This is a genomic window from Thiocapsa imhoffii (genome assembly GCF_016583985.1).
GTDB classification, from domain to species: Bacteria; Pseudomonadota; Gammaproteobacteria; order Chromatiales; family Chromatiaceae; genus Thiocapsa; species Thiocapsa imhoffii.
Genome location: NZ_NRSD01000023.1, coordinates 35005 through 60788 on the forward strand (window position 1 = coordinate 35005; position 25784 = coordinate 60788).

Below are 25784 nucleotides of genomic sequence, written 5' to 3' on the forward strand. Positions count from 1 at the left end.
GTATAGCAGGATTCGCGATTTGTCAGCCCCCGCGACATCAAAACATCGGCTTGATGTCCCGGCGTGAGGCCGCGTGCTGCTCTGGGTCGGCATCGGGGTGTCGGCGGACACTCACCGATCGGGTCTGGATCCCAGGGCGTCACCGCCGATGCGAAACCGCTCGGCGATGTTGATCACCACCTGGGCGACCTCCTGCGGACGCTCCTCGTGAGCGAGATGCCCGAGTCCGGGCAGGCTGACAACGGTTGCCGACGGCAGGCGTTCGCGCACGCGCCGCGCCTCCGAAGGCGCGACCGTCAGGTCGTGCTCACCGACGAGCAGGAAGAGTGGTGGAGCGAGCCGCGGCAGGTCGCGCGCCAGCGCGGCCAGATCCCAGTTCGCCATCATCGCGAGACTCGCCCGCACATGCGCTGGGCGGCATACCAGACGTTGGTAGAGATCGACTCCAGCAGGCTCCAGGGTTGAGCCCGTGCCGCGAACTAACCGTTCAACAACGCGGCGATCCCGCGCACGCCCGGCGAAGAGACGGGCGACCAAGGCGTTGGCCGCCATCAACTTTGCGGCTGGCGAGAACAGATGGGCCGGGAGTCCGCGCCAGGGCATGAGTGCGCCGTTCAGGCTCACGAGTGCCCGCGGTTGAATGGCGCCATCGAGCGCCATGCGGATCAGGATCGCCGCGCCAGCCGAATGCCCGATGACCATCACGGGCGCGGCGCCCAGCGCCCGCAGCAGCGCGGCCACCGCCGCCGCCATCCCGGGCAGGGACATGTGGTTCGGAGGCAAGGCACTGGTGAAGCCGTGACCCGGAAGGTCCGGTGCGATGATGTCGAACTGTTCCGCAAGGGCTGGTGCAAAGGCGCGCCAGGAATGCGTCGCGGCCCCGGTGCCATGAAGCAGCAGGAGTTGCGGTCCCGACCCCATGCGTTGGACATGCCAGCGCAGCCCAGCGGCGTCAATGAAATCGCTCGCCGCGCGATTCGGCCAATCCCGGCCCTCGATCTCCCAACACGGCTGATCCGTCATCAGACCACTCCAGACGCGCGACTGTGCCGGCGGGCGGGCGCGATCCCAGCAACGCGCCCGCGCATTGCGCCGTCAGCCGACGGCGCGCACGGCATGGGACAGGGAGGTTGCATCGGCGTGCGGAAGCGGGAGATAGCGCGCACCCATCTCAGTGGCAAGATCACGTCCCTGTTGTTGCGGACGCGGTGAAGTATCGATCACGAGCGCAGAGATCTCGCTTGCGCGCACCAAGCGCGCGGCGGAGAGGGCATCCTCGTTCGCGCGGGCGCGGCCTCCGGTGCCGTCACGCGCAACGTTGGCGCGTCCGTCCGTCATGAGAATCAGGATTGGTGTCCCGCCGCGCCGCTTGACCGAGTCAGCGAGCATCATGCCCAGATCGATCCCGGAGGCCAGGGGGGTGCCGCCGCCGCCAGGCAGGCTGGCCAGCGAGCGTTTGGCGCGTACCAGTGATCGAGTCGGGGGCAACAGCACCTCGGCGAACTGGCCGCGGAAGGCAACCAAGGCCACGCGATCACGACGCACATAGCAATCGGCCAGGAGCAACTCGACGGCGCCCTTCGCCTCGGCGAGACGATGCAAGGCCGAGGAGCCGGAGGCATCGACCACGAAGACCGTGGTAGTCTCGGAGCGATGTTTGAAGCGGGTGATCCGAAAATCATCCTGACGGATCTCAATGCGGGTCGAGGTGCCACCGAGACGCGCGATCTCTTCCCGGCGCAGGCGCTGCCACGGCGCCGCGGCGCGGAGCGTCTCGACGACGTTCAGCCGCAACCCGGCACGTGGTTCGCCACGCAACACCCCCGCGGGACGTCCTCGCAGGGGGGCATTCTGGACCGCTCCGGCTTTCCCGGTTGCGCGCGCACGTGAGCGTTGTAGTCGTCCGAGCTGTAATTGCGCCAAGAGGTCGGCCGGGATCGCGGCCTTGGTGGCCTCCAAGACCCGATCCTCAAGTTCCTTCGGCTCCTGTTGATCCTCGCCCTGGTCGGGTTCCTGGTCCTCAGGTTCCTCGGGTTCCGGGGGGGGCGGCTCATCCGGTGGCGGCTCCTGCGGCGGCAACATGGTCGCGCGCGGTGCCAGCACCAGGCGGCCCGCCACCGCGAGATCCTCATCCGTCACCTCGGTGCGATCCTCCAAGGCCGCGGCCGCGCAGGCCGCACGCGCGGCGAAGATCGCGGCTCGCAACGAGGGAATCCCCAGGGCCAGTGCCGTGCCACAGAGGGCCTCGATCTGATCATCGTTCAGCTGAATGTCGGGCAGCCGCGCGCGCGCGGCCAGGATCTCCTCGACCCCGACGTCACAGCCGACCGCATCGTGCACACGGATGGCGGTTAGATCCACATGGAAGGCGAGCCGGTCGAGCAGGGCATTCAAGAGCCCCTCATCCTCACCGACGCCCTCGTCTAGGGCAACGATGGCGAAACGCGACGGAGACCGCATCGCAAGGCCGTCCCGTTCGAGAACCACCTCACCGGCATCGAACGCCATCGTGAGCCGGGCCGCCGTCCCCGCCGCGATGCGTTCAGCCATTGCCAGTTCCACGATGCCGCCATGCGACTCGGCTAGGAGCCCCCGCTCGGCGATCGGACGCCCCGCGCTCAGGGTGGCTGCGAGATCCAGTCCGCCGAGCAGACGCCCATCCGAAATATGCAGGGGAATCCGCCGCAGCGGGGTCCCCGGCGGTTGCAGATCATGCATGATCTGCAACCATTGATCACGCACGGGGCCGGCGAGCGCCCGCAGGGCGATGCCACCGGTTCCTGTGGGATCCACGGACATGAGCGCGGCCGCCAGGACCGCATCCTCCCAGCGCGAGACGCCGGATGCGCCTGGTGCGGGGGCCCCGTCCGCGGCGTGCTCGGCCGGTCCCGCTGCCGCGGCGAGGCCGGAGGAATCACTGCGCTGGGCGGCCGGATGACTCATTGGCCAAACAGCTCCCCAACGGCACGCTGGACCCGACTGGTCGAGCCGGACTCATCGAGTGGATCACGGCGCAGACGATGTCGCAGCGCCGAGGCCGCGACCTCGACGAGATGGGCATCCTGTACCGTCTCATCCCCCTGCAAGGCCGCGAGGGCGCGCGCGGCACGGATCAGGGTCAGTTCGCCGCGCAACCCGTCGGTCCCCAGTTTGATACAGAGGCGACCGGCCTGTTCGAGGGTCGCATCCGGAACCTCCACCGTGGGCAGAAAGGCCCGTGCCTTCTGGATCTGCGACCGCACCTTGCCGTCCTGACGTTTCCATCGTTGCACGAAGGCGGGCGGATCCCGCTCGAACTCATCACGCAGGCGCACGACCTTCATGCGCGTCGGCAGATCCTGCGGCGTCTTCACCTCGACCGAAAGCCCGAAGCGATCTTGTAATTGTGGGCGCAACTCGCCTTCTTCCGGGTTACCGGAGCCAACCAGCACGAAACGGGCGGGATGGCGCACACTCAAGCCTTCGCGCTCGACCAGGTTCTCCCCGGAAGCGGCCACGTCTAGGAGTGAGTCGACCAGGTGGTCCTCGAGGAGGTTGACCTCGTCGATATAGAGGAAACCACGATGGGCACGCGCCAGCAGTCCGGGCTCGAAGGCCTTCTCCCCTTTGGTCAAGGCCCGCTCGAGATCCAGTGCGCCAATGACCCGATCCTCGGTCGCGCCCAGTGGCAGATCGACCACCGGCACCGGCACCATGCGGCTCTTCAACGGACCCCGCTGACGTTTCCCGCGGCACACTTCACAGAGCGCCTCGTCTCCGGCCTCTGGATCACAGTTATAGACGCAGTCGACCGCGCGCATCTTCGGCAGCAGGGCCGCCAGGCCGCGAATCGCTGTCGACTTGCCGGTTCCCCGGTCGCCGAAAACGAGGACGCCACCGATCGATGGATCGATGGCCGCGATCAACAGGGAGCGCTTCATCTCCTCCTGGGCGACGACAGCGGAAAACGGGAACGGGATGGGCATAGGTGGCGAACCTGGTGGCTATGGTTGTGGGAACCGAGTACGGGAGGCGACCCTAGCGCCACGGCTCGACCCAGGTCAAGCCACGCGGGTCAATTGATTCCGAGTTTGCGGCGGGGCGTGATCCATTCCGACCGGTGCGATCAGTGTCTCGCCAACAGATCGCACCGGTCCGGGATCACAGCGCATAGGCATCGAGCCAGGCGTTCACGGCGGCGCGAAAGGCCTCCGGACACTCCTCCTGGGGGGCATGCCCGCAGTCGGCCAACTCAACGAAGCGGGCCTGCGGTAATTCCGCCGCGACCCGGCGGCTGTCCTCGATCGGAACCAACTGGTCCTGATCACCACTGATCATGAGCACCGGCACCCGGACCTCGGCCAGCTGCGCGCTCACGGTGACGGGCGTGGACAATGACACGGTGAGCAGCTCACCCCATGCCAGATCCCAACCGGCCACACGGCGATGGTTTTCGAATTGCTCCAGGCGCTCGGCACTAATCCGCTCTGGATCGGCATAGGAGAGATCGAGTAGCGGAGCACCTTCACCCAACTTGCGCGCGATCAATAGACTCAAGCGACGCAATTGCGGCAGACTGGCCACCCACTCGGGAAGGGTCGGGCGCGTCGCATAGACCCACGGCGCGACCAGGATGAGGCCGGCGACCCGCTCGGGATACGCCAGGGCTGCCTCGAGTGCGAGCGTCCCGCCGGATGAGTTGCCAACCAGGATCGCCCGCTCGATGCCCAAGGTGTCCAGCACCGCGATGAGTTGCGTGATGGCGGCCTCTTTGGAATAGGGGTTCGGGCCTGCCCAAGCGGTGCGCAGGGGTTTGTCACTCAAGCCATAGGGCACTTGATCATAGGCAACCACCTGACCGCGCGCGGCGAATGACTCGAGCACCGGCTGCCACGTCCAGGCGTTGAAGGTGAATCCATGGAGCAGCACGAACGCGGTCGCGCTCGGTCCCGTGGTCGCGGCGCGCTCGACATAATGAATGGCGAGCCCATCGGTCCCCGCGAACGGGATCTCGATGAAGCGACTCTCCGATGTCGCCGCCGCGCGAGGTGAGGCGAGCCCCGCGCTCGGATGACCCGAGATCAAAAAAGGTCCGGCGAGGATCATCACTAGGATGAGCCCAACCAGGACGACCAACACCCTGAGGAGAATTCGAAGCATGTTCGTTCCTTCAACAACGAGCGGCGCCCGGTTCATCACACGACGAACCCAGCGCGCGCGGCCCGGGGCAAGTACATGACGAGTAGCGAGCACGCGCCACTGGAAGAGGGGCCATCGAAAGGGCTCGACCAGATCTCACTGCTGAGCAGCGATGAGCGGCTCAAGGGGCGTCCGCGACTCTGTAGTGACTGCGGCTTCTGCGACAGCAGCCTCAAGCACCTAATGTCGCAGACCTGTACCTTCGTGCGCAACCAGACGCCTGTGATCGAGCAGCGGCTCCACGGTCGGACACGGGTTGGCCGCGAGGAATTGTTATTCGGGATCCATCGCGCGATGTATGCGGCGCGCATGGCTCGTCCGAATCCGCAGGCGCAATGGACCGGGATGGTCACGGCCCTAGGTGCCCGCCTGCTCGAGCATCAGCGCGTCGAGGCGGTGATCACCACGGGCGCCGCCCCGGGCACCCGCTTCAAGGCCCAGCCCATCCTGGCCCGAACCCCGCGCGAGGTGCTCGCGACCGCGGGCAACAAACCCTGCCTCTCGCCCAGCTTGAACCTGATCGATGCGGTGCGCGAGCAAGGCATCAAACGTCTCGCGGTCATCGGAACAGGTTGCCAAGTCCATCAGTTACGTGCCGCGGAGGCGCAGCTCGGCCTGGAACGACTCGACGTCATTGGCATCCCCTGTAGCGACAATGTCTCTTACCCGGATCTCGAGTACTTCCTCACCCAGGTGTCACGTTCGCCGCAAACCATCGTTCACCACGAGTTCATGCAGGACTTCAGGCTCTGGATGCGGCATGAAGACGGCCACGTCGAGCACCTGAATTTCATCGATTTTCCGATGGATCGACTGCACGGGATCTTCCCTTCATCCTGCCTGTCCTGCTTCGACTACCCCACAAGCTTGAGTGATCTCACGATTGGTTACATGGGCGCTGAGTTGGGTTGGCAATGGGTCATGGTGCGCACCCAGGCGGGCGAGGAACTGTTCGAGCTCTTGCGACCTGATTTAGAGATCGGCGAACTCACTGAGTCCGGTGATCGCACGCGCGGTATGCCACGCTATTTGGAGCGTCTAAGCCTTCCGCCAGGGCAGTCACGCCCACCCTGGCCGATTCGCAAACTCGTTGCCTGGCTGCAACGGACACGCGGCCCGAAGGGATTGGAGTTTGCCCGCGCCGTGATCGAGATGAAACTGTTCCGCAACCTCAACTACATCCGGAGTAAATTCCCATCGTTCGAGGAACGGGTTGTGCCTGATCACGTGTACGAAGCCTTGCAGCCCTATGCGCCGCTCTACACTCAGGCTTTCTCTCGCCCCTTGAGCCGGACACAGCCCCCCGCCGCAGGCGCGCGCGCGGAAGGTGGATGACGCTGTGCGCCAGTCGAGCGCGGTGCCGAAGCGAGGAAGGTCGGCGCGACACGCGTGAAGATCCTTGCTTGCGGCTGCGGTCGATGTTAGTTTCATGCGCTATGCGCCGGGTTGACACCGGCGCGCTGACCTTGCCGGCGTGCTGACTCGGGCGGATGTGCTTTCGATCGCACCGATCCTCTGAGCGGCGGGCGGTTGACCGACCAGGTCCCTATAGGTGTCGCCGATACAGATGTCGCCGAAGTCATGCTGGGTCTTGTTCGAGCTCGGTCGGGGTTGCGCAGAGGGCGACGTCACAGCCCCAAGGTCGAAAACCTCCCGCAGCGCGCTCGTGACACCAAATTTCACATCGATCGCACCCAGCACGAGCCACCGGTGGCTCCGAGAACCAAGTCACCATGCTGAATTGAGTCGCTTCCTCCATGAGCTTCACGCACGTCGACGGATTTCGCATCGCTGGGGTGAGCAGTTGCGTCCCACCCCACGCCATCGATAACACGGATTGTGGTAAAGACTATGGCGCGGAGGAGGTCCGTAAGGTCATGGCGATGGCCGGCGTTCGTTCTCGCCGCGTCGTCGAACCCAACGTCACGTCCGCGGATCTCTGCTTCGAGGCGGCAACCGCCCTGTTGGCACAATTGGGCTGGACACCCGAGTCGGTGACGGGATTGATCCTGGTCACCCAGTCCCCGGATTATTTCCTACCCTCGTCGAGCTGCATGGTTCATAAGTGGCTCGGACTGTCCGATCAGTGCGCGACCTTTGATGTCGGTCTCGGATGCTCCGGATACCCATACGGGCTGTATCTCGCCGCGACCATGCTCAAGGCCGGTGGGCAAGAGCGGATCCTCATGCTCCATGGAGAGACACCCAGTCGCTTCACGAGCCCCGATGATCACGCAACCACCTTGCTGTTTGGCGACGCCGGCTCGGCCACCGCGCTCGAACGCGTCGATTCCGGATGTCGGCCGGCCTCCTTCTGTCTGCAGACGGACGGTTCCGGCTATGATGCCTTGATCCTCCCGGGCGGCGGATTTCGGGATCGCGCACCCGCGAATGCGCGCGATACCTATCTCTTCATGGACGGGGCCGCGGTCTTCAATTTCACGATCAAGCGCGTACCGCGAATGATCGAGGACACGCTGGCGTTCGCCGGACTGTCCAGCTCGGAGATCGACTGGTATCTGTTCCATCAATCCAATCGTTTCATCATGAAACATCTCGCGAAAAAGTGTGCCCTGCCAGCGGAGCGGGTTCCGTTCGTGTTGGAACAATTTGGCAACAGTGGCGGAGCCTCGGTCGCCCTCGCCTTCACACAGGGCATTCCGGATACCGATCGTCGCGACTGCCGTGTCATGGCACTTGGATATGGTGTGGGCTTGTCTTGGGGGGCGGCGATCGTCGATCTTCCCGGCGCCGCGCCGCTGATTCACCTCGACTACACTGGGACCCTGAAGCGCTCATGAATCATTCGCACCATCATTTCGATGGCCAGCGCCTGCTCGTCTCTGGTGCCTCGTCTGGTATCGGCAGAGAGATCGCGATCGCGCTGGTGCAACATGGGGCAGAGGTCATCCTTGTCGGTCGGCGTCAAGCGCAATTGGAGGAGACCGCGCGGCTCACGGGCGCGGCCGAGCGCACCCATCTGCAGATCCTGGATCTCAGCGATCTCGATCGAATCGTGCCTACGATCACCGAATTGGCCAGCCGCCTCGGTCGGATCTATGGCCTTTGCCACTGTGCCGGCGTGGTGCAGACACTGCCCTTGTCGGCCAGCAAACCCGATCGCGTGCGAGCAATGATCGAACTCAACTTCATGGCGGGCCTCGAACTCGCGCGGGCGATCACTCGCCGCGATGTGCTGCCTGAGACAGGTGGGAGTATCCTGTGGATCAGCTCGGTCTATGCGCATGTTGGAGCACCCGGGCAAATCGGCTACTGTGCGAGCAAAGGGGCAATTGGTGCCGCTGCCCGCGCCATGGCGCTCGAGCTCGCAGGACGTCACGTGCGCGTCAACTGTCTTTCCCCCGGGATGGTCCGTACCGAAATGACGGACGCATCGGGCTCACGCATGAGCCAGGAGCAATGGGATCAGATCGCTGCGCGCCATCCACTCGGAACCGGGGAAGCGGGCGACGTGGCTCGTGCGGCACTGTTTATGCTGGATCCCGCAAACACCTGGATAACCGGAGCCGACCTCGTCGTCGATGGCGGTTACATCCTTCAGTGATCCGTTCCGCACGACCCGCATCAGAGTCTTTCAGATGGCCAAGATAACGACTTCAGACGCCCTCAAAATGCTGTCCGAGATCCTTGAAGAACCACTCGAGAAGCTCACCCCGGAGGTGCTGCGCGATGAGGTTGATGGCTGGGACTCCCTCGGTGCCCTGTCACTCATGGCCGAACTCGATGATCGCTTCGGGATCATCCTGACCGCTGAGGAATCACGCGAAATGACGCGTATCGACGATGTCCTCCAACTCCTCCGGCGCCATGACTGTCTCACCGACTGAACGCGAGTTCGGAGCGCGACCGGTCCTCTGGCGCGGCATCTCTAGCGGATCACGTCATCATTGAAGACCAGCGCTCCATCGTTTGCAAAAGTCACGACCTTGGTCGCGCGTGCCCTCGATATGACTCCGGAGGTGCTGCGAGCAAGCTTCCAGCCCGCGCGTCTGCACCACCTGGCGAGCATCACGGCGCTGCGGCATCAAGTCATCGGGAGCCATCAGCCACGAGACGATGCGGGTTATCTCCAGTGGCGTTACGATTTCGAGGGACGCGGGGACGGCCACGGCAACCTGATGGTGGTCGCGCGGGGTGACCAAGTCCTCGGCATGATCGGTACCGAGAGCGTGCGGCTGGCGAAGGGCCAGGAGACGTTGGACGCGCTCTCGCTGATGGACATCATGGTCGATCCCCAACTCGATGGCACAGGGTTGGGGGTGTGGCTGAATCTCGCCATTTTCGCCAGTCATCCGGTGGTCTTCGAGATTGGAGCAAATCCCAACTCACTCGGCTTAATTACGCGCCTCTTCCACCGCTTGCCCAACCGCAAGCAATATGTCACTCCGCTGAGCATGCGGCGTTACCTCGCGAAGCGCCTGCGCTCGCCGGCCGTGGCAGCGGCCTTGGCGGTCCCGACTGACGCCTTGTTGAATCTCTGGCGCACGGCGACATTCCGCAAGCGCCCCGCATCCTGGTCGCTGCGAGAGCTGACCCACTTCGACACAGCCGTCGAGCATCTGTTCGACCGCCGCTGGGCCGCGCAGGAGATCACCTTCCAGCGCACCCGAGACTATCTCAACTGGCGGCTGTTCGAGAACCCGCGCGCACGCTATTCCGTCCTCGGCGCCTTTGAGGGCGAGAACATGGTTGGCTACATGGCGTACCAGATCGATGGCAGCGGTGGGGATGTCAAGGTGGTTCGATTGGTCGACTGGCTGGTGGATGACCGTTGGGGGTTCGATGGATTTCGACTGCTCGTTCAGGAGATCGTGCGTCATGGTCTGGCCGTGCGCGCCGACCTGGTCAATCTGAGCCCGCTGCACGCCCGCATCGAACACTCACTCTGGCGGTTGGGCTTCGTCACGCTGCCCAGCAATGAGTTCGCGACTGTGGGGGTCCGCTGCGCGGATCCGATCCCGTGGCCCGCACTCCTCGATGGGGCGGCCTGGTGTCTGACCGATGCGAACACCGACTTCGATTGCACTTAAACAGGGTCCATACGCATGCGCTTTTTGCTGGTCGACCGAATTCTCGAGCTGGAACCTGGCCATATGGCGGTCGCGGAGAAGAGCCTTCCGGCCACGGAGGAATTGTTCCTGGATCATTTCCCCGGATTCCCGGTGGTTCCGGGTGTTCTCTTGATCGAGATGATGGGGCAGACGGCCGCCAAAGCCCTCAATGCACAACGTCTCTCACGGGGCCAGGCCATGCTCGGCGAGGTCCGCTCCGCGCGCTTTCGACACTGGGTCAAGCCGGATGAGGTCATTCGGTTAAGCGCGACCATCGAGCGCAACCAGGACGATTTCGCGATCGCGAAATGTCAGGCAGAGGTGGCGGGGCGCAAGGTCGGATCCGCCGAGTTGTTGTTCGTCTTCATGCCGCCGGAGCAACTGGCGCCGGAGTATCGCGACGCGGTTCTCGAGGACTATCTGCTGCAGCAAGGTGGACATCATGAATCCTGAGCAACTGGTTGAACATCCCTCGGTGTTGCTCGATCCGTTTTCGGTGAGCGGAAAACGCGTCCTCGTGATCGGCGGAACACGTGGGATCGGTCGGGCGATCGCACTCCGATTGGCCCAGGCCGGGGCCGAGGTCCTGGTCAATTACGTGCGCGAGCGCGCGGCGGCGGACGCACTGCTCGCGGAGGCGGCCTCAGGTGGTTTGAACATTCAGGCACTGCGCGCTGATGTGACCTCGGAAAAGGCCCTCGATGAACTCACGACCGGGGTCAATGAGCGCTTCCAGGATCTCTCGGCACTCGTCTTCGCCGCCGCGACCGGCATTCACCGCCCGCTCGAGCAAACGAGTTCCAAGCACTTCGACTTCACCTTCGCGTTGAACGTCAAAGCCTTCCTGGCCCTGGTGAAACGGTTCGCACCCAGCATGCAACCCGGCTCCTCCATCATTGCCCTGTCCTCGGAGGGTGCGGAGCGCGCAACCCCTCAATACGGGCTGATCGGCGCATCCAAGGCCGCCCTTGAGGCACTCTGTCGGCAATTGGCCGTGGAATTGTCCGACCAGGGCATCCGCGTCAATGTCTTGGCGCCGGGAACAGTGAGGACCGATGCTTGGAAGGCCTTACCCGATGCCGAACACCGACTCACTGCTGCCGCGGAGCGTTCGCCGATCGGTCGTCTGGTCACGCTGGATGAGATTGCATGCGCCGCGCAATTTCTCGTCTGTGATGCCTCATCCGGCATGGTTGGGCAGACACTGGTCGTCGATGGCGGGGCACGCATCCTGGGCTCGGCCTGAGGGGTTGGCCGCCGCATCAATGATCTCGGACTCGAGGCCCACAAGCCCCATCACGGAGTGGACCGCGGCGGCGATGATGTCGGGGCGCGGGGCGTGCTCAATCGAATCATTGCGCTGACACAGCAGTCGACAGAGCCAATCGGTCGGCGATTCGAAATCGCAATGCTCCGCCCCATCGACCCAGGTGACTGTGGCATCTGGGGCAGCCGCGAAGACAGCTAATCCGTTGTTTTGCGCATTACAGGGCGATGGATCGCCGACCAGTCCGATCAGTGGCGGCGCGAACGCCGCCGCGGCACTTTCGCCGATTTGCTGCGTGTCGACCAGATCCAGCGTCACCACGCCGAGGGTGCGTTGATCATTGCGCCCCGCGATGACCGCGGCCAGACCGCCAGCAGAGAAACCCACATAGACCACGCGCTCGGCGTTCAGCGCATCGGCAACGCGGATCAGATCCAGGCCATTGCGCAGATGCCGGCCATCCCAGAGTCGTGTATTGCAGAAATCGAGCGTCACCGTTGTCATGCCCTCCGCCGCGAGCGCCGTTGCTAAATCAGCCATGCGCGCTTGATTGCGCAAGAAACCGTGAGCAAGTAGCACCATATCAGAGCTGCGAGGATGCCGTGGCCGATGGATGCGGTAATGCAAGGCACACCCGGTTGGTGAATCGACAACTCCGGACTCGAGTGTCCAATGCCCGCCGCGCTCTGAAACGAACGGGCTCGCGTGCCGCGAGACGCGATCTTCATTATCCGAGTGAGTGCCGGTGGTCTGGTGCAGGTCGCGCGTTGCACTCAGATGAAGACATCCTGTGAGCACCAGACAAAAAGCAAGGATCGCTGTAAACTTCACTTGACAGGCCAATGTCAGATTGAGTTGACAATCGGATCACCCGGCGGTCATCCGGACTTCACGATGGCGAATCAGGGTGGACGAGGTTGCAGACCACGGTGAATCAGCACAGCAACGCTGTCGACCTGATGGATGACTGTAGGGCTTGGGGTGCTCAGAACAAACCCGAGACGCGTCAGAACGAATCATGGTGAGGGATCCGCATGGCCGCAACCACAGCCGAGAACACCGTCGGTGCGCAAAGATCCGCTGACACCGATGAGGGCACTCGCATGACAAGCCGACATGGCCGGTGTCTCGTGTTCGGAGCGAGCGGATACGTTGGTGGGCATCTTGTCCCGCACTTGCTGAAGGAAGGGCGGTTGGTGCGGGCGAGCGCGCGCAACCCGGCGGTCCTGGCGGCTCGCGATTGGCCAGGTGTCGAGATCGTCGCCGCAGACGCGCTGGCTCCACACACCCTGACCGCCGCCCTACAGGATATCGAGGTCGCATACTATCTGGTGCATTCGATGGCGGCGGGACGTGATTTCGGTCGGCTCGACCTGGAGGCCGCGCGTCACTTCGCCACCGCGGCATCCAACGCCGGCGTGCGCCGCATCGTCTATCTCGGTGGGCTCGTGCCTGAGGATGCGGTCAGTGAGCATATCGTCTCGCGACGGGATACGGGCGAGGTCTTGCGACAGGGGAGTGTCCCGGTCACGGAGCTTCGGGCCGGCATCATTGTGGGCCCAGGTTCGGCGGCGTTCGAGGTCATGCGCGACCTTGTTTATCATTTACCGCTCATGATCACCCCACGCTGGGTCCGTGCACAATCACCACCGATCGCCCTGGAGAATTTGCTGGTCTATCTCGCGCAGATCCCGTGGGTCGATGACAGCGCTGGGCGTTGTCTCGATGCGGCCGGACCCGAGACCCTGACCTACACGCAGATGATGCGGATCCTGGCGGACGCCGCCGGCAAGCGGCAGCCCTGGATCATTCCGGTGCCCGTGCTGACGCCAGGACTTTCGGCTTATTGGTTGAGGTTTATCACGGCCGTCCCGACCAATGTGGCACGTGCCCTGATCGAAGGATTACGCCACGACTTCTTCGCCGATGATGCGGAGTTGCGTCGCCTGGTTCCACAGCGGTTGCTCGGGTTCAGGGAATCGGTCGATGCCGCATTTGCGTTGGAACGGCAAAGCGCGGCCTCAACGCGGTGGACCGAAGGAGCCTTTACCATGCGCAACCAACGCATCGATTACGCCTACTACGCCAAACGTGCATCAGGCGCGAGCGAGACGCGTGCCGACCCTTCGGCGGTGTGGCGAGTGGTGGCCGCAATCGGCGGTGACAATCGTTATTATTATTTGAATAGCCTCTGGTCGATCCGTGAATGGATGGATTGGGCGATCGGCGGTCCGGGACGGACCCGCACGCGGCGCGACGGTCAGACCGTTCGCACCGGGGATCGCATCGATCACTGGACGGTTCTGGGTGCCGAGCACGAGAAGCGTCTCACCCTCGCGTTCGGGTTGCGCGCGCCCGGAGCTGGCGTCATGGAGTTCGACCTCAGTGAATTGGAGAACGGTGGTACCCGCCTGACGGCCACCGCCTATTGGCATCCCGCGGGCGTTTGGGGCCTGCTCTACTGGTACGGTCTGGAACCCATCCATCGGTTCGTCTTCAAAGGTCTGACCCGTGAGATTTGTCGCCGCGCCGAGCGTGATCGACGTCTCCCGGGTTCTGGCTGCGAGTCAGCATAGCAACGAGGTATGACAAGCATGGCAACACATCAGGATTCGGCTCTCTCTCAGCCGCAAGGCGCGACGAAGCCAGGTCGGGTTCCACTACCCGCGGCATTGGATGCCGCGCGGCACGATCTCGTCAGTGAGCAGGCGGGGCGAATCCACTATTACGCCGATGTCTCCGCGGATGGCCACCCGCTGGTCTTGATCCACAGTGTCAACGCCGCGCCAAGCGCCTTCGAGATGAAGCCACTGTTCGACCACTATCGAGGCCAACGACCCGTCTATGCCCTCGACCTCCCTGGCTTCGGCCATTCCGAGCGAGACAATCGCCGTTACTCACCAACCCTCTACGCCAACGCCATTGTCGAATTCATCGATCACGTCGTGGGCAAACCTTGCGATGTTGTTGCCTTTTCGCTCGGATGTGAATTTGCCGCCCAAGCAGCGACCCTGCGGCCAGGCGAGGTCAGTTCGCTGGTCCTGATCTCGCCAACGGGATTCAGTGCGCGCCGCCTGCCGAGCGGCCAAGCGGCCGAACGGGCGCACAAGGTGTTGAGCGTCCCAGTCGTCAATGATGGTTTGTTTCGGCTCTTGACATCGCGTCCCAGCATCCGTTTTTTCTACAATCAGGCGTTCCATGGCTCGATTCCGCCCGAGATGATCGACTACGCCTACGCCACGTCGCATCAACCCGGCGCGAAATATGCCCCCCTCTACTTTCTGTCGGGTCAACTGTTCACCCAAAATGCGCGAGAAGTCCTCTATGCACAACTCACGCAGCCCGTGCTTGTGCTCTATGACCGAGACCCGAACATTGATTTCCATGAACTGCCTGATTTTCTAGGTCATCATCCGAACTGGCGTGCCGAGCGGATCACTCCAACGCGGGGATTGCTGCAATGGGAGCAGCCCGCGCAGACGGCCGCCGCCATCGACCGGTTTTGGACGATGTCCAAGGCTGCGTGATGCCTAGGCCGTGAACAAGGAGATGCGGGCGCGTCGTGCTGACGCGCACGCATCTCCGTGACCAGACCGATCCGTTTTCACATTGATCCATGCTTGCACCGCTCAAGACTCTCGAGCAAATCATCGCTCGCCTCGGCGAAACGATCGACAGCCTCGAACTCTCCCGAACGGATGGCTTCGCCTCGCTGGTGCTTGAGTTACCACACGGACTCAGTCGTGCGCCGGACCTACCGGGACCACAGTTTCAGTTCGCGCACAATCATCGCGGCGAGGTGCGGGCTGGCTACGGGGTCGCTGGTGAATGGGTTGCGCAGGGCGACCTACGACTGCGGCAATTGCAAGTCATAGCCAAGGGTATCTCACGGGCATGGCAACACCAGGATCCAGATGAGACCGGATTCAAGGGGTTCGCGATGCTTGGGTTTGCCGCTTCGCCCGATGAGCGACCAGAGGCTTCGATGGTCGATGGCCACTCCTTGCCGAATGCCCTTCTCTGGATTCCTGAACTGGCGCTCTCATCACGCACGGGCCAGTCAGCGGTGATTCTGACCACGGCGCTGCCCGTGAGCCGGGAACGGGCATTCAGTCGCTGGAAGGAACAGCTTAAGCGCACGATCCCGCATCTGAACCAGCCAGCGCTAGCCCCACTCACGCCCGCCCACCTCGATCATGGCGCGACCATCCCGGACTTTCGGCATTGGAAGACACTCGTTGCGACAGCCTTGCAACAGATCGATCAGGCACGCCTTGAGAAGGTCGTGATCTGTCGACGTCTCAGATTGCACGGTCACCGCCGCTTCGATCTAACCCGCTTGCAAGCCGCCTTGGCCTACCTCTTCCCATCCTGCCAGGTGGTGACGATCAGGCGCCATCTCGCAAGCTTTGTCGCGGCGACGCCAGAACGGCTGTTGACGCAACAGCGCGGGATCGTTGAGGTCGATGCGATCGCTGGAACCGCCTGTCGCGCACCGAGTGCCGCGCGTGATGCGCAACTCACAACCGAATTGCAGACGAGCCCAAAGAATCTGCGAGAGCACAATGTTGTGGTCGATGCCGTGGTGGACGCACTCCGTCAATGTAGTCGACGGATCGAGCGGCCGGAAACGCCCCAGGTGATGCAACTGAACAACGCCCAGCACCTCTGGACCATGATTCGCGCTGAGCTGATCCCAGGCATGGACGTCTTCCAACTCGCCGAACTGCTGCATCCGACCCCGGCGACCAACGGTCAACCCTGTGCGCGTGCCCGGGCATGGCTGCGGCAAGTCGAACCCTTCCAACGCGGCTGGTATACGGGCGCGGCCGGCATCCTTGAGCCGGATCTCACTGGCGAACTTTGGGTTCTGCTGCGTTGTGCCAGCATCCATGATCGCACCGCGGATCTTTTCGCCGGGGCCGGAATCGTCGCCGGTTCCGATGCCGAGCTGGAATGGCAGGAAACCGCCCACAAGCTGGCCGCCATGTCCAGCGCGCTGCAATTCGCATGACGGCGCACCTCCACGGCGACCAAGGCTGTTTGAACCGGCAATGGTCACAGTCCCTTTTCGAGGGACTGATTCACGGCGGTGTGCGGGACCTGGTGCTGTCACCTGGATCGCGTTCGACCCCCCTTGTTCTTGGCGCCCTGAACTGCCCCGAACTCCGCCTCAGACCCATTCTCGATGAGCGCAGCGCGGCCTTCTATGCACTTGGACTGGCCGCGGCAACACAGCGTCCCGTTGCGCTTCTCTGCACATCCGGAAGCGCACCTGCTCATTGGTTTCCGGCGGTGATGGAGGCCTTCGAATCGGCTGTTCCGCTCCTCCTGCTCACGGCCGATCGCCCGCCGGAACTGCGGGCCTGGGGAGCGAATCAGACGGTGGATCAACAGCGTCTCTTTGGCCGGTTCGTGATCGAGTTCCATGATCCCGGCCCCGCCCGCGTCGGGACGGAGGCGCGCCGCGCGATCCGCGCCTTGGGGGTCCGGGCGGCATGGGTCAGTCGTGGTCCCCGGCCCGGCCCCGTCCATCTGAATCTGCCATTTCGCGAACCGCTCGTCCCGAAAGGTCCCTGTCCTCCCGAGCCGTGGGAGCCTCATCCGGACCAGCCGATAGCCGATCGGCCCAGACCGCCGGGCGGGCCAGTGGAGAACGCGCCCCAGGCACCGGGCGAGACAATCCGCATTCAGGCCCCTTGGTTCTTCGACAACGTTGTGCTCGAACCGGATCAGATCGCTGCCATCCGGTCGCTTCTCACTGGACCTGGAGTGATCTGCTGCGGTCCGATGCGGATCGGGCAGAGCGCGATGCAGGCCATTTGGGACTGTGCCCGGTTGCTCGGAGCACCGGTCCTGACCGACCCACTCTGCGGTCTGCGTTTCACCCCCCGAGCATGCAATCGCGTGGCCCGTTATGACAGCCTCTTACGCAATCCTGCGACGGCGCAACGACTGCGTCCGCGTTGGGTTCTGAAAATCGGACGCACACCGGTTTCCAAAACACTCCAGAACTGGCTGCGTGGTGTCCCCAGCCTGCTCGTCGATCCAAGTGAACACTGGTTCGATCCAGATCATGATGTGCGGATCCGCCTCGGCGCACACCCCGAGACCCTGCTGAACATCCTGACTCGGCTCACTGCAGAGGACCACACGAATGACTCCGCGGGACAGGGTTGGTTAGCTGACTGGGCGCAGGCTGAACAGACCGTCGACGCCCTGGCGAGGGACTTTCTGGCGACCTCGCGGTGGTTCGAGGGTCAGTTGATCACGCACCTGCTCGCGCGGATCCCACCCGGCGAAGGGCTGTTCTGTGCGAACTCGCTCCCAATCCGCCAACTCGACTGCTGGTCTGGCCAACGCGACACGCCTTTGGCATGCTTTGGTCATCGCGGTGCCAGCGGGATCGATGGACAGCTGTCGACCTTCGCGGGGTTGAACGCCGGCGGGAGCGAGACTGGTGGAGGTGTCATCGGCCTGCTCGGCGACCTCTCCTTCATGCATGATGTCGGTGGACTCACACTGCTTGACGCAGTCAAACGCCCTTGTATCGTCCTGAACAATGGCGGAGGGCGCATCTTCGATTATCTCCCGCAGCATGGGCTGCCGGATTTTGAACGCTTGTGGCGGACGCCTTCCCGTGTGACGCTTGCTCCCTTAGCGCAAGCCTTCGCACTCCCGCATCGCGTCGTGGAGGATGCCCCTGGCTTCTCGCAAGCCCTTGATGAATGCTTGGCGCTCGGGCCAGCGGGCGGAGCCTCGGGCCTCATCGAAGTGCGAATCGATGCCGAACGCAGCCTAAAATTGCACCGCGCCTTCTGGCACGGCATGTCAGAATCAACGCCTTTCCATGTTCAGTGAGGTTCATCACGGTGGCTGAAGAGAGCACATCTCAGGCAGCGATTCATTGGGAGACTCCCGCCGCTGCCCAGTATGGAGACATCCTTTACCAACACAGCGAACGGATCGCGAAGATCACCATCAACCGCCCCGAGGTTCGCAACGCCTTTCGCCCCCAGACCGTTCAAGAGCTGATCGACGCCTTCCACCGGGCGCACATGGATCCGAACATCGGTGTCATCATCCTCACCGGGGCAGGGGATCTCGCGTTCTGCTCGGGCGGGGACCAACGGATTCGGGGGGAGGAGGGCTACCGGGATCAGGCTGGCGTTGAGCACCTCAATGTTCTGGAACTGCAACGACAGATTCGCACCCTCCCGAAACCGGTCGTCGCCATGGTGGCCGGCTATGCCATCGGCGGTGGTCATGTCTTACACCTGATCTGTGATCTCACGATCGCGGCAGAGAACGCACGGTTTGGGCAGACCGGCCCTCGTGTGGGCAGCTTTGATGGTGGTTTTGGTGCCGGATTGATGGCCCGGACCATTGGTTTGAAAAAAGCAAAGGAGATCTGGTTTCTGTGTCGTCAGTACGATGCGCAGGAGGCACTGGCCATGGGACTGGTCAATTGTGTCGTCCCCCTGGGACAGCTTGAGGCGGTGACCCTTGATTGGTGTCGACAAATGAATCAGCTTTCCCCAACCGCATTGCGCATTTTAAAAGCGGCCTTTAATGCGGACACGGATGGCTTGGCGGGCATTCAAGAATTAGCAGGCAACGCCACCGCGCTCTTCTACACGACCGCGGAAGGGCAGGAAGGTCGGGATGCATTCCTCGAGAAACGCCCACCTGATTTCGCCCGTTTCCCACGGCGACCCTAGCATGACTGAGCGAGCGTCCAACGCGGCCCGCTGGATTGCCGCGGCACGACCTAAAACCTTGTTTCTAGCCGCGAGTCCCGTCATCGCCGGAATCGGTATGGCGATGATCGAGACACAGGGGGTGGCGATCGTGACAGCGATCTTGACACTCCTCGCTGCCCTCTCCCTTCAAATCGGGACGAATCTCTACAATGATGCGGTCGATTTCGAGCGCGGGACCGACACAGCCGAGCGACTCGGACCCCAGCGAGCCACGGCGCAGGGCTGGTTCAGTCCCGCGCAGGTCAAAGGTGCTGCGCATCTCATGTTTGGGATCACCTTTGCGATGGGCATTGCATTGGTCTTGCGAGGTGGCTGGCCCATCCTCGCGGTTGGTTTAGCCTCCCTCTTCGCCGGCTACGCCTATACTGGGGGGCGCCGGCCGATTGCCTATGGCCCCCTAGGCGAGGCCTATGTACTGGTATTCTTCGGGGTCATCGCCGTTTGGGGAAGCTATTATCTGCAAACGCTGTCCTTCCGATGGTCTCCCATCATGGCCGGGATTGCTTTGGGCTTACCGGCGGCGGCGGTCCTGCTCCTGAACAATTATCGGGACCTGGAAACAGACCGCGCCGCGGGTCGTCGAACGCTGTGTCACTACCTCGGCCGACCCAACGCGCGTTGGCTGTACCTCTTCATGTTGGTGGCCCCAATCCCGATCCTGATGAGTTTGCCAGCGCTCTCACTCCCTTGGCTTCTCCTCATTCCGATCCCCGCCGCGGTGGTGCTCGGGAGGCGGTTGTTTCGCGGTACGCAAGGCGTGGCGCTCAATGCACTCTTGGCACAAACCGCCCTTTACCAACTTGTCCTGACGGTCCTGTTCCTGCTTGGACTCGCCTTGAGCCAAATCGTCTGATCGGACGCCATTGGGGTGACTTCGATCGGATCGTTTGTTGGACCCCTCGGAGCAAACCTATGGCCGCTCCTGACCGTCTCGCTGCAGGCGGGTTTCCTGCTCGTGACGGTCTTCATCGTCAAGTCGCTGTTCACGCTCTCCAGCGCGATCCCGTTTCGTCAATCGACCCGATCCAAACGGTCGCCTCAAGTTGCCGTCTGGCTACTCATGATCGTGTTTGGTGGCATCTTGATCCACCAAGCAAGTTGGCAACTCTTCGGCGCATCACGGCCGAAATTCATCGCCTTCATGCAACTGCACGATCGGCGACTCTACAATCCGGCACACCGCATTCAACGTGGCCGCATCCTCGACCATCATGGCGCGGTCCTCGCCTATAGTGATGAACGGCTTGGGCACGTGTTTCGGATCTACCCGATGGGCGAAGCCTTTGCCCATGTCGTCGGCTATAACCATCCCTGGTATGGATCGACCGGCATGGAAGCGGTCGCGACGGCACCATTGAATGGTGGTGCTCCGGCCGATCTCTTCGAATGGGGTCAACGAGGTCGGGAACTGCTGACAGGTGACAAGCGGCCGAGCGGTCGTGATTTAACCCTGACGCTCGATGCCGGCCTGCAACGCGAGGCGTTTCGCCTGCTTCAACACGAGCGCGGCGCGGTGATTGCCATCGAGCCCACGCACGGTGCCATTCGGGCGCTCGTGAGTACACCATCCTTTGACCCAAATCGACTCGAACCAGCATTATTCGCAGGCAGGGATACAACGACTCCGTTTCTCAATCGGGCGACGCAAGGGCTTTATCCTCCAGGCTCCGTGTATAAAATCGTCCTTGCACTCCTCGCAATCGAAAATGGTTTCGTCGGGTCCTTCGAATCCAATTCCAATGGCTTCACGACCTCTCCGAGATATCGCGCGATTCGTGATTACGAATACTACTTGGCACAGAATCGTGGTGGAACATGGGCTGGGCATGGTCGAATCGATCTTGCAACGGCCTTCTCTCGCTCATCAAATGTCTTCTTCGCCCAGCTCGGTGTCTCACTTGGACATGAGTCATTTTATCGGATCAATGAACGCCTGTTGATCAATCAACAGATACCGATTGCTGAAAGCCCGTATGGAAGTTGGTCGATGCGGACCGGAAGCCTACCACCACTCAACCCATCAGACCGTTATGGGCTGGCTCAAATGTCAATTGGTCAGGGGCAGGTTCTCGTCACCCCTGCGTATCTGGCCCTGATCACCGCCGCCATCGCGAATGGTGGCCTTGCGGTTCGTCCGCGTCTTGTCGAAAACGACACCATAGAGGTTCTGGGACCCTTGACAAGCCCTGACCACGCCATGCGGTTGTCACATCTACTGCGGCGGGTCGTGACTGAAGGGACGGCACGAGGGATTGCGCGCGATCATCTCCCCATCGCAGGGAAGACTGGAACGGCCGAAAATGCAGGCGGCGCTGCTCATAGCTGGTTCGTTGGTTTTGCACCCGCTCATCGGCCTCGACTGGTGATCGCTGTACTGATCGAGCATGGCGGTGCTGGATCACGCGTTGCTGCACCACTGGCGCTGCGACTGTTCGAGCATGCTGCGGCACATGGATTACTCGAATGAGATCAGGACGACACCGAGATGGCTTCATCGCCTCTTGGATCCTACGAACTGAGGAACGTAACCTCCTCGGTTGGTGTTTACTCGGGATCGGGTTCGGCTTCTTGATGATCTGGAGCACGATGATTCAGAGAGGAATACCGCTCGGGATTGGTGACCTCTTGGTGTTTGGTGGGTATGCCGTCGCATTGATCAGCATCCATTTGATCTTCGTTCTTGGCCGGTTTCAAGGCGATCAAATACTCGTGATTGCGGTGAATTTTCTGTGCGGGATCGGTATGCTTGTCCAATATCGACTCGGTTCGTTCGATACCCAGGGGATCTCCCGTCCGCTACTCCTATACCCATTGAGCTTGATCTGTATGGCGTTGCTCACCCTGATGGTCAGGCAAGGGCGTTATCAACTGCTGATGAGTGGAATGTGGCCATGGTTCTGGGGCCTGTTTTCAATCATGGTGCTTGTACTCCTCCTTCTCTTCGGACAGCGTTTTCGTGGAGGCGTCTATGCGATCGGCCTGATGACACCCTCGGAAGTGCTCAAATTCACGTGTGGGCTCTTCACGGCTAGCCTCATTGCTCGCTACGCAAAGACGCTAGGAGACTGGCGGCTGCTGAAAACCCATTTGTTCTCCCCCTGGTTGATCGGATTCATCGGGATCTGGTGTCTCCTCGTTCTGCTCTTGATCATGTTGAGTGATGTTGGCCTCCTTCTGATTCTTGGTCTCAGTCTCGTCATCACCCTGTATGTTGGAACCTGGCACCTGGGATATGTGTTGATCGCGGTGATCAGCAGCGGCGCGCTGTTGACCCTGATTCTGTCGTTGTTTCCACACGCAGTCAGGCGGATCGATTCCTGGCTTGATCCCTTCCGTGATCCAACCGGCGGGAGTTGGCAGGTTCTACAAGGGCTCTCGGGGCTCTATTCAGGGGGGCTGTGGGGTGAGGGTTTCGGGCTTGGTGCGCCGCATTTCACACCGATTGCCTCATCGGATTTTGTCTACACTGTGATTGGAGAAGAGCTTGGATTTGCAGGGACCTTGCTGCTTCTTGCTATTTACGCTCTGCTTCTCAACCGAATCCTGCAGATTGCGTCACGCACGACATCTGATCCGGGACGGCTTTTGGTTGTCGCATTGTTTTCAACCCTCACCACACAGGTGGTTCTGAACGTTGCCGGCGTGACAGGCTTAATTCCTTTGACTGGACTGCCATTACCCTTTATCAGTTTAGGGGGAAGCAGTCTCATCGTCACGCTAGGTCTCATGGCCTTCATCCTCGCGATTTCCGAAGACAATGGTGCCAGGCGACATGTGACAAAAAAAACGAAGAGGCTGCATAAGAAATGAGTGATTGATCTTGAATCTAAAGCGACCGAGGACCATGGCGATTGAGTACGAATTTCGTCTTGTATTCGGAGTGAGGTCGGGCTGGCCATTGAAGAGTATTCTTGAAGCTGAGTTGACTCTCCGAGGCGCCGGTTCAGCGGCGTCGATTGTCCGCGACCGCTCGATTGCCAGGATGAAGTCCGCCGTCCATGCCATCGCCGGGTTGTTCATCAACGGTAGCGCCCATGTGTGAAGGAGCACAGTGAAACGTCGGATGAGCGTCCGAATCACGGAGGGGCTGATCCCGATCGGCAGCCCATCGGCCCTCTTCCGTGAGCGAATCGACAACGCCTGTGTTCCGAGGGGTGATCTCACCGGCGGACCTCCCAAGTTGCGACGTGTGCTGATGGCAGCGTAGACTCAAATCAAATCTGATGCTTGCGAGCAATGGACAACGCGCGGATCTACACTCATCGAGAAGCGGGAATGTCGCAAATCACTGATCAAGACCTCGGCCTTGACATCATCGCCGCCAAGTCACGCTACACGGCGATCGTCACGCAACGGATTGACCCGAACCGTCGCGACGACTACTTGCAGTGGCAGCGCGGCATCACTGCGGCAGCGTCGACATTCCCCGGCTATGTCAAGACCGAAGTCTTCGAACCAATCCCAAACCTGATTCCCGAGTGGGTGACCCTCGTTCATTTTAAGGACAACGAGAGTCTCGAAAACTGGATCAACTCCGACGAGCGCAAGCATTGGACTGAGACATTCCATCAGGACTTCGGTGCCTACGATTTTCAAAAGCTCGGCGGCCTCGACGCTTGGTTTTCGAGCGTGACCGGATCGGCCCCCATTCCCGATTGGCGGATGGCCGCGACAGTTGTCCTCGCGCTCTATCCCACAGTGATGCTCTGGACCCTTTACGTGTCACCTCATCTGGCATCACTCCCATTCGCAGCATCGATGCTCATCGGCAACATCGCGAGCGTCAGTATCTTGCAATGGATTCTGATGCCCGCCGTAACACGAGTTCTATCGTTCTGGCTACAGCCGACGCGCAGCGCGGGGCGAGCCGCCACCATCGCGGGATTCGTTGCCATCGTGGTAACGCTCGGTGGGTTGGCTTGGATCTTCGAGACGATCGGTTCAGGCGCCGCCGATTTGTGAGCTGTCCTTAGGGCGCAAACCTTCAAGAGGAGGCGTTAAGATGACGGGCGGAAATGGTGCGATTCGCGGTGCATTCTTCGATTTCGTCGATGATCCTTGGAAGCATGTTGGCAACGAGCAGGTGGCCTCGCGCTTCTTCGCCGACGGCTTGCTCGTGGTCAAGGATGGCATCATTGAGGACTTCGGCCCCTATGAAGAGGTCTCGAAACGCAATGCCGGCGTTGACATCACCCACATCAAGAACCGGCTGATCATGCCGGGATTCATCGACGGCCACATCCACTTTCCCCAGATCCGTGTGCTCGGCGCCTATGGGCATCAGCTTCTCGATTGGTTGCAAAGCTGGATTTTCCCCGAAGAAACCAAATACCGCGACCGGGACTATGCCACCGAAGCCGCGCAGCACTTCTTTCGAGCGCTGCTGGCTGGTGGAACGACGACCTGCCAGGCGTTCACCACGAGCTTCCCGGTGACGACCGAGGTCTTCTTCGACGAGGCCGCCAAGCGCAACATGCGCGTGATTGCCGGCCTCACCGGCATCGACCGGTTTGCGCCCGACGACTACATCATCAGCGCCGATGACTTCTACAAGAGCTCCAAGGCGCTGATCGAGAAGTACCATCGCAAGGGGCGGAATCTCTACGCGATCACGCCACGTTTCGCCGTCGGCTGCACCGAGGCGATGATGGATCGCTGCAGTCAACTCAAGAAAGAGCATAGCGATCTCTGGATCAACACGCACATCTCCGAAAATCCGACGGAAGTCCGCCAGGTAAAAGAGTACTACCCTGACTGTTGCGACTACACCGAGGTTCACGAAAAGCATGGCCTGCTCGGGCCAAAGTTCACCGCGGGCCACGGGGTCTGGCTCACCAACGACGAATTTCGACGGTTCTCGAAGGCGGGCGCCGCGGTTTCCTTTTGTCCGCTGTCCAACCTCTTTCTCGGCAGCGGTCTGTTCCGGATCGGCCGCGCGACCGACCCCGAGCACCGCGTCCGCCTCTCGCTCGGGTCCGACATGGGTGGCGGCAACGCGCTCTCGCCCATCCGTGTGCTCGAAGAGGCCTACAAGGTCGGCATGTGCAACAACACCATGCTCGACGGCTCCGTCAATCCCCGTGAGCAAGACGTGGCCGAAGCGGAACGGAACAAACTGTCCTCGTACCGGGCCTTCTACCTTGCCACGCTCGGCGGCGCCCACTCGCTGTATCTCGACGACCTCCTGGGCAACTTCGACAAGGGCAAGGAAGCCGACTTCGTCGCGATCGATTGGAGCGCCGGTCAAGATGCCATGGCCTGGCATCAATCGCTCACCGCCGACGCGTCCCCCAACACAGTGGAAGAAGCCGCGCAGCTGCTCTTCGGCGTCATGGCCTGTGGGGACGACCGCAACATCGACGAAACCTGGATTGCCGGGACGCGCCTTTACAAGAAGGGTGAACCGGATGTGATGCCAGCCATGGCCTAACCGGTCGCATAGGCAAGTCGAACGATGCAAGGATTGCGGTGCCCGCCATCGTTCCAGGGGTCAACGCTGTCCTG

Annotated in this window: 23 protein-coding genes; 17 read left to right on the plus strand and 6 right to left on the minus strand. The window is 61.8% G+C overall.

The window, feature by feature from the left end; all coding sequences use genetic code 11:
* Window positions 1–111: 111 nt before the first annotated feature.
* The 4 genes from bchO to CKO25_RS16975 form a co-directional block, all read right to left on the minus strand.
* Entirely contained in the window at window positions 112–1023 is a 912-nt protein-coding gene (gene bchO, locus CKO25_RS16960) for an alpha/beta fold hydrolase BchO (RefSeq protein ID WP_200389136.1), read from the minus strand.
* A 72-nt stretch (window positions 1024–1095) separates the two neighbouring features.
* Window positions 1096–2799, minus strand: coding sequence for a magnesium chelatase subunit D (locus tag CKO25_RS16965; RefSeq protein WP_242467693.1), 1704 nt, complete (start codon window positions 2797–2799; stop codon window positions 1096–1098).
* 140 nt (window positions 2800–2939) lie between these two features.
* The gene (bchI, locus tag CKO25_RS16970; RefSeq protein WP_200389137.1) at window positions 2940–3965 is read right to left on the minus strand and encodes a magnesium chelatase ATPase subunit I; all 1026 of its coding nucleotides are present in this window, start codon (window positions 3963–3965) and stop codon (window positions 2940–2942) included.
* Between the two features lie 175 nt (window positions 3966–4140).
* Window positions 4141–5139 carry an alpha/beta fold hydrolase gene (locus CKO25_RS16975; protein WP_200389138.1) on the minus strand — a complete coding sequence of 333 codons (999 nt, stop codon included), beginning with the start codon at window positions 5137–5139 and terminating at the stop codon, window positions 4141–4143.
* A gap of 75 nt (window positions 5140–5214) precedes the next feature.
* Between CKO25_RS16975 and CKO25_RS16980 the strand changes: the two genes are divergently transcribed.
* The 7 genes from CKO25_RS16980 to CKO25_RS17010 all read left to right on the plus strand — a co-directional run bounded on the left by CKO25_RS16980 (window position 5215) and on the right by CKO25_RS17010 (window position 11496).
* On the plus strand, window positions 5215–6513 hold the full coding sequence (locus CKO25_RS16980; protein ID WP_200389139.1) for a Coenzyme F420 hydrogenase/dehydrogenase, beta subunit C-terminal domain: 1299 nt from the start codon (window positions 5215–5217) through the stop codon (window positions 6511–6513).
* A gap of 422 nt (window positions 6514–6935) precedes the next feature.
* Window positions 6936–7979, plus strand: a complete 1044-nt coding sequence (locus CKO25_RS16985) for a ketoacyl-ACP synthase III (protein ID WP_200389140.1) — start codon at window positions 6936–6938, stop codon at window positions 7977–7979.
* Complete coding sequence (locus CKO25_RS16990; protein WP_200389141.1) at window positions 7976–8743, plus strand: SDR family NAD(P)-dependent oxidoreductase; 768 nt, start codon at window positions 7976–7978, stop codon at window positions 8741–8743. Before CKO25_RS16985 ends, CKO25_RS16990 begins: the two co-directional genes overlap by 4 nt.
* Before the next feature lie 34 nt (window positions 8744–8777).
* Window positions 8778–9026, plus strand: a complete 249-nt coding sequence (locus CKO25_RS16995; RefSeq protein ID WP_200389142.1) for an acyl carrier protein — start codon at window positions 8778–8780, stop codon at window positions 9024–9026.
* Between the two features lie 60 nt (window positions 9027–9086).
* Window positions 9087–10229, plus strand: coding sequence for a hypothetical protein (locus tag CKO25_RS17000; protein WP_200389143.1), 1143 nt, complete (start codon window positions 9087–9089; stop codon window positions 10227–10229).
* 15 nt (window positions 10230–10244) lie between these two features.
* Window positions 10245–10703 (plus strand): 3-hydroxyacyl-ACP dehydratase FabZ family protein, encoded by a 459-nt coding sequence (locus CKO25_RS17005; RefSeq protein WP_200389144.1) that lies wholly within the window; start codon window positions 10245–10247, stop codon window positions 10701–10703.
* On the plus strand, window positions 10693–11496 hold the full coding sequence (locus tag CKO25_RS17010) for an SDR family oxidoreductase (protein WP_200389145.1): 804 nt from the start codon (window positions 10693–10695) through the stop codon (window positions 11494–11496). Before CKO25_RS17005 ends, CKO25_RS17010 begins: the two co-directional genes overlap by 11 nt.
* Here CKO25_RS17010 and CKO25_RS17015 read toward each other — a convergent pair.
* A complete protein-coding gene (locus CKO25_RS17015; protein WP_200389146.1) occupies window positions 11431–12057 on the minus strand; it encodes a dienelactone hydrolase family protein in 627 nt (208 codons plus the stop codon). The genes CKO25_RS17010 and CKO25_RS17015 overlap by 66 nt on opposite strands.
* Window positions 12058–12620: 563 nt before the next feature.
* On the opposite strand from CKO25_RS17015, the gene CKO25_RS17020 reads away from it, so the two are divergent.
* The 6 genes from CKO25_RS17020 to CKO25_RS17045 all read left to right on the plus strand — a co-directional run bounded on the left by CKO25_RS17020 (window position 12621) and on the right by CKO25_RS17045 (window position 20133).
* The gene (locus CKO25_RS17020) at window positions 12621–14093 is read left to right on the plus strand and encodes a DUF2867 domain-containing protein (RefSeq protein WP_200389147.1); all 1473 of its coding nucleotides are present in this window, start codon (window positions 12621–12623) and stop codon (window positions 14091–14093) included.
* Window positions 14094–14111: 18 nt separating this feature from the next.
* Window positions 14112–15044: an alpha/beta fold hydrolase gene (locus tag CKO25_RS17025; protein WP_200389148.1), complete on the plus strand. Its 933-nt coding sequence runs from the start codon at window positions 14112–14114 to the stop codon at window positions 15042–15044.
* An 89-nt stretch (window positions 15045–15133) separates the two neighbouring features.
* Window positions 15134–16531, plus strand: a complete 1398-nt coding sequence (locus CKO25_RS17030; protein ID WP_200389149.1) for an isochorismate synthase — start codon at window positions 15134–15136, stop codon at window positions 16529–16531.
* Entirely contained in the window at window positions 16528–18378 is a 1851-nt protein-coding gene (gene menD / locus CKO25_RS17035) for a 2-succinyl-5-enolpyruvyl-6-hydroxy-3-cyclohexene-1-carboxylic-acid synthase (RefSeq protein ID WP_200389150.1), read from the plus strand. Before CKO25_RS17030 ends, menD begins: the two co-directional genes overlap by 4 nt.
* 11 nt (window positions 18379–18389) lie before the next feature.
* Window positions 18390–19238 (plus strand): 1,4-dihydroxy-2-naphthoyl-CoA synthase, encoded by an 849-nt coding sequence (menB, locus tag CKO25_RS17040; protein WP_200389151.1) that lies wholly within the window; start codon window positions 18390–18392, stop codon window positions 19236–19238.
* A gap of 1 nt (window position 19239) precedes the next feature.
* Complete coding sequence (locus CKO25_RS17045) at window positions 19240–20133, plus strand: 1,4-dihydroxy-2-naphthoate polyprenyltransferase (RefSeq protein ID WP_242467689.1); 894 nt, start codon at window positions 19240–19242, stop codon at window positions 20131–20133.
* Window positions 20134–20397: 264 nt separating this feature from the next.
* Here the strand turns inward: CKO25_RS17045 and CKO25_RS21660 are convergent, their stop codons facing one another.
* On the minus strand, window positions 20398–20532 hold the full coding sequence (locus CKO25_RS21660; protein WP_276569044.1) for a hypothetical protein: 135 nt from the start codon (window positions 20530–20532) through the stop codon (window positions 20398–20400).
* Here CKO25_RS21660 and CKO25_RS17050 point away from each other — a divergent pair.
* From CKO25_RS17050 to guaD, 4 genes are all read left to right on the plus strand, one after another.
* Window positions 20479–21747 (plus strand): peptidoglycan D,D-transpeptidase FtsI family protein, encoded by a 1269-nt coding sequence (locus CKO25_RS17050; RefSeq protein ID WP_371829725.1) that lies wholly within the window; start codon window positions 20479–20481, stop codon window positions 21745–21747. The genes CKO25_RS21660 and CKO25_RS17050 overlap by 54 nt on opposite strands.
* A 104-nt stretch (window positions 21748–21851) precedes the next feature.
* Entirely contained in the window at window positions 21852–23090 is a 1239-nt protein-coding gene (locus CKO25_RS17055) for an FtsW/RodA/SpoVE family cell cycle protein (RefSeq protein WP_200389153.1), read from the plus strand.
* 465 nt (window positions 23091–23555) lie between these two features.
* Window positions 23556–24242 carry a putative antibiotic biosynthesis monooxygenase gene (locus tag CKO25_RS17060; protein WP_200389154.1) on the plus strand — a complete coding sequence of 229 codons (687 nt, stop codon included), beginning with the start codon at window positions 23556–23558 and terminating at the stop codon, window positions 24240–24242.
* A gap of 40 nt (window positions 24243–24282) precedes the next feature.
* Entirely contained in the window at window positions 24283–25710 is a 1428-nt protein-coding gene (gene guaD / locus CKO25_RS17065; protein ID WP_200389155.1) for a guanine deaminase, read from the plus strand.
* Window positions 25711–25784: the final 74 nt, after the last annotated feature.

Excerpts from the sequence above, each read along its gene's own strand:
- CKO25_RS17055 (WP_200389153.1), top strand. The coding sequence starts at position 21,852 with ATGATCTGGAGCACGATGATTCAGAGAGGAATACCGCTCGGGATTGGT.
- CKO25_RS16980 (WP_200389139.1), top strand. The coding sequence starts at position 5,215 with ATGACGAGTAGCGAGCACGCGCCACTGGAAGAGGGGCCATCGAAAGGG.
- CKO25_RS17015 (WP_200389146.1), bottom strand. The coding sequence starts at position 12,057 with ATGGCTGATTTAGCAACGGCGCTCGCGGCGGAGGGCATGACAACGGTG.
- CKO25_RS17005 (WP_200389144.1), top strand. The coding sequence starts at position 10,245 with ATGCGCTTTTTGCTGGTCGACCGAATTCTCGAGCTGGAACCTGGCCAT.
- CKO25_RS16990 (WP_200389141.1), top strand. The coding sequence starts at position 7,976 with ATGAATCATTCGCACCATCATTTCGATGGCCAGCGCCTGCTCGTCTCT.
- CKO25_RS17030 (WP_200389149.1), top strand. The coding sequence starts at position 15,134 with ATGCTTGCACCGCTCAAGACTCTCGAGCAAATCATCGCTCGCCTCGGC.
- CKO25_RS17060 (WP_200389154.1), top strand. The coding sequence starts at position 23,556 with ATGTCGCAAATCACTGATCAAGACCTCGGCCTTGACATCATCGCCGCC.
- bchI (WP_200389137.1), bottom strand. The coding sequence starts at position 3,965 with ATGCCCATCCCGTTCCCGTTTTCCGCTGTCGTCGCCCAGGAGGAGATG.
- CKO25_RS16995 (WP_200389142.1), top strand. The coding sequence starts at position 8,778 with ATGGCCAAGATAACGACTTCAGACGCCCTCAAAATGCTGTCCGAGATC.
- bchO (WP_200389136.1), bottom strand. The coding sequence starts at position 1,023 with ATGACGGATCAGCCGTGTTGGGAGATCGAGGGCCGGGATTGGCCGAAT.
- guaD (WP_200389155.1), top strand. The coding sequence starts at position 24,283 with ATGACGGGCGGAAATGGTGCGATTCGCGGTGCATTCTTCGATTTCGTC.
- CKO25_RS16975 (WP_200389138.1), bottom strand. The coding sequence starts at position 5,139 with ATGCTTCGAATTCTCCTCAGGGTGTTGGTCGTCCTGGTTGGGCTCATC.
- CKO25_RS17025 (WP_200389148.1), top strand. The coding sequence starts at position 14,112 with ATGGCAACACATCAGGATTCGGCTCTCTCTCAGCCGCAAGGCGCGACG.
- CKO25_RS17020 (WP_200389147.1), top strand. The coding sequence starts at position 12,621 with ATGACAAGCCGACATGGCCGGTGTCTCGTGTTCGGAGCGAGCGGATAC.
- CKO25_RS17045 (WP_242467689.1), top strand. The coding sequence starts at position 19,240 with ATGACTGAGCGAGCGTCCAACGCGGCCCGCTGGATTGCCGCGGCACGA.
- menD (WP_200389150.1), top strand. The coding sequence starts at position 16,528 with ATGACGGCGCACCTCCACGGCGACCAAGGCTGTTTGAACCGGCAATGG.
- CKO25_RS16965 (WP_242467693.1), bottom strand. The coding sequence starts at position 2,799 with ATGTCCGTGGATCCCACAGGAACCGGTGGCATCGCCCTGCGGGCGCTC.
- CKO25_RS17010 (WP_200389145.1), top strand. The coding sequence starts at position 10,693 with ATGAATCCTGAGCAACTGGTTGAACATCCCTCGGTGTTGCTCGATCCG.
- CKO25_RS16985 (WP_200389140.1), top strand. The coding sequence starts at position 6,936 with ATGAGCTTCACGCACGTCGACGGATTTCGCATCGCTGGGGTGAGCAGT.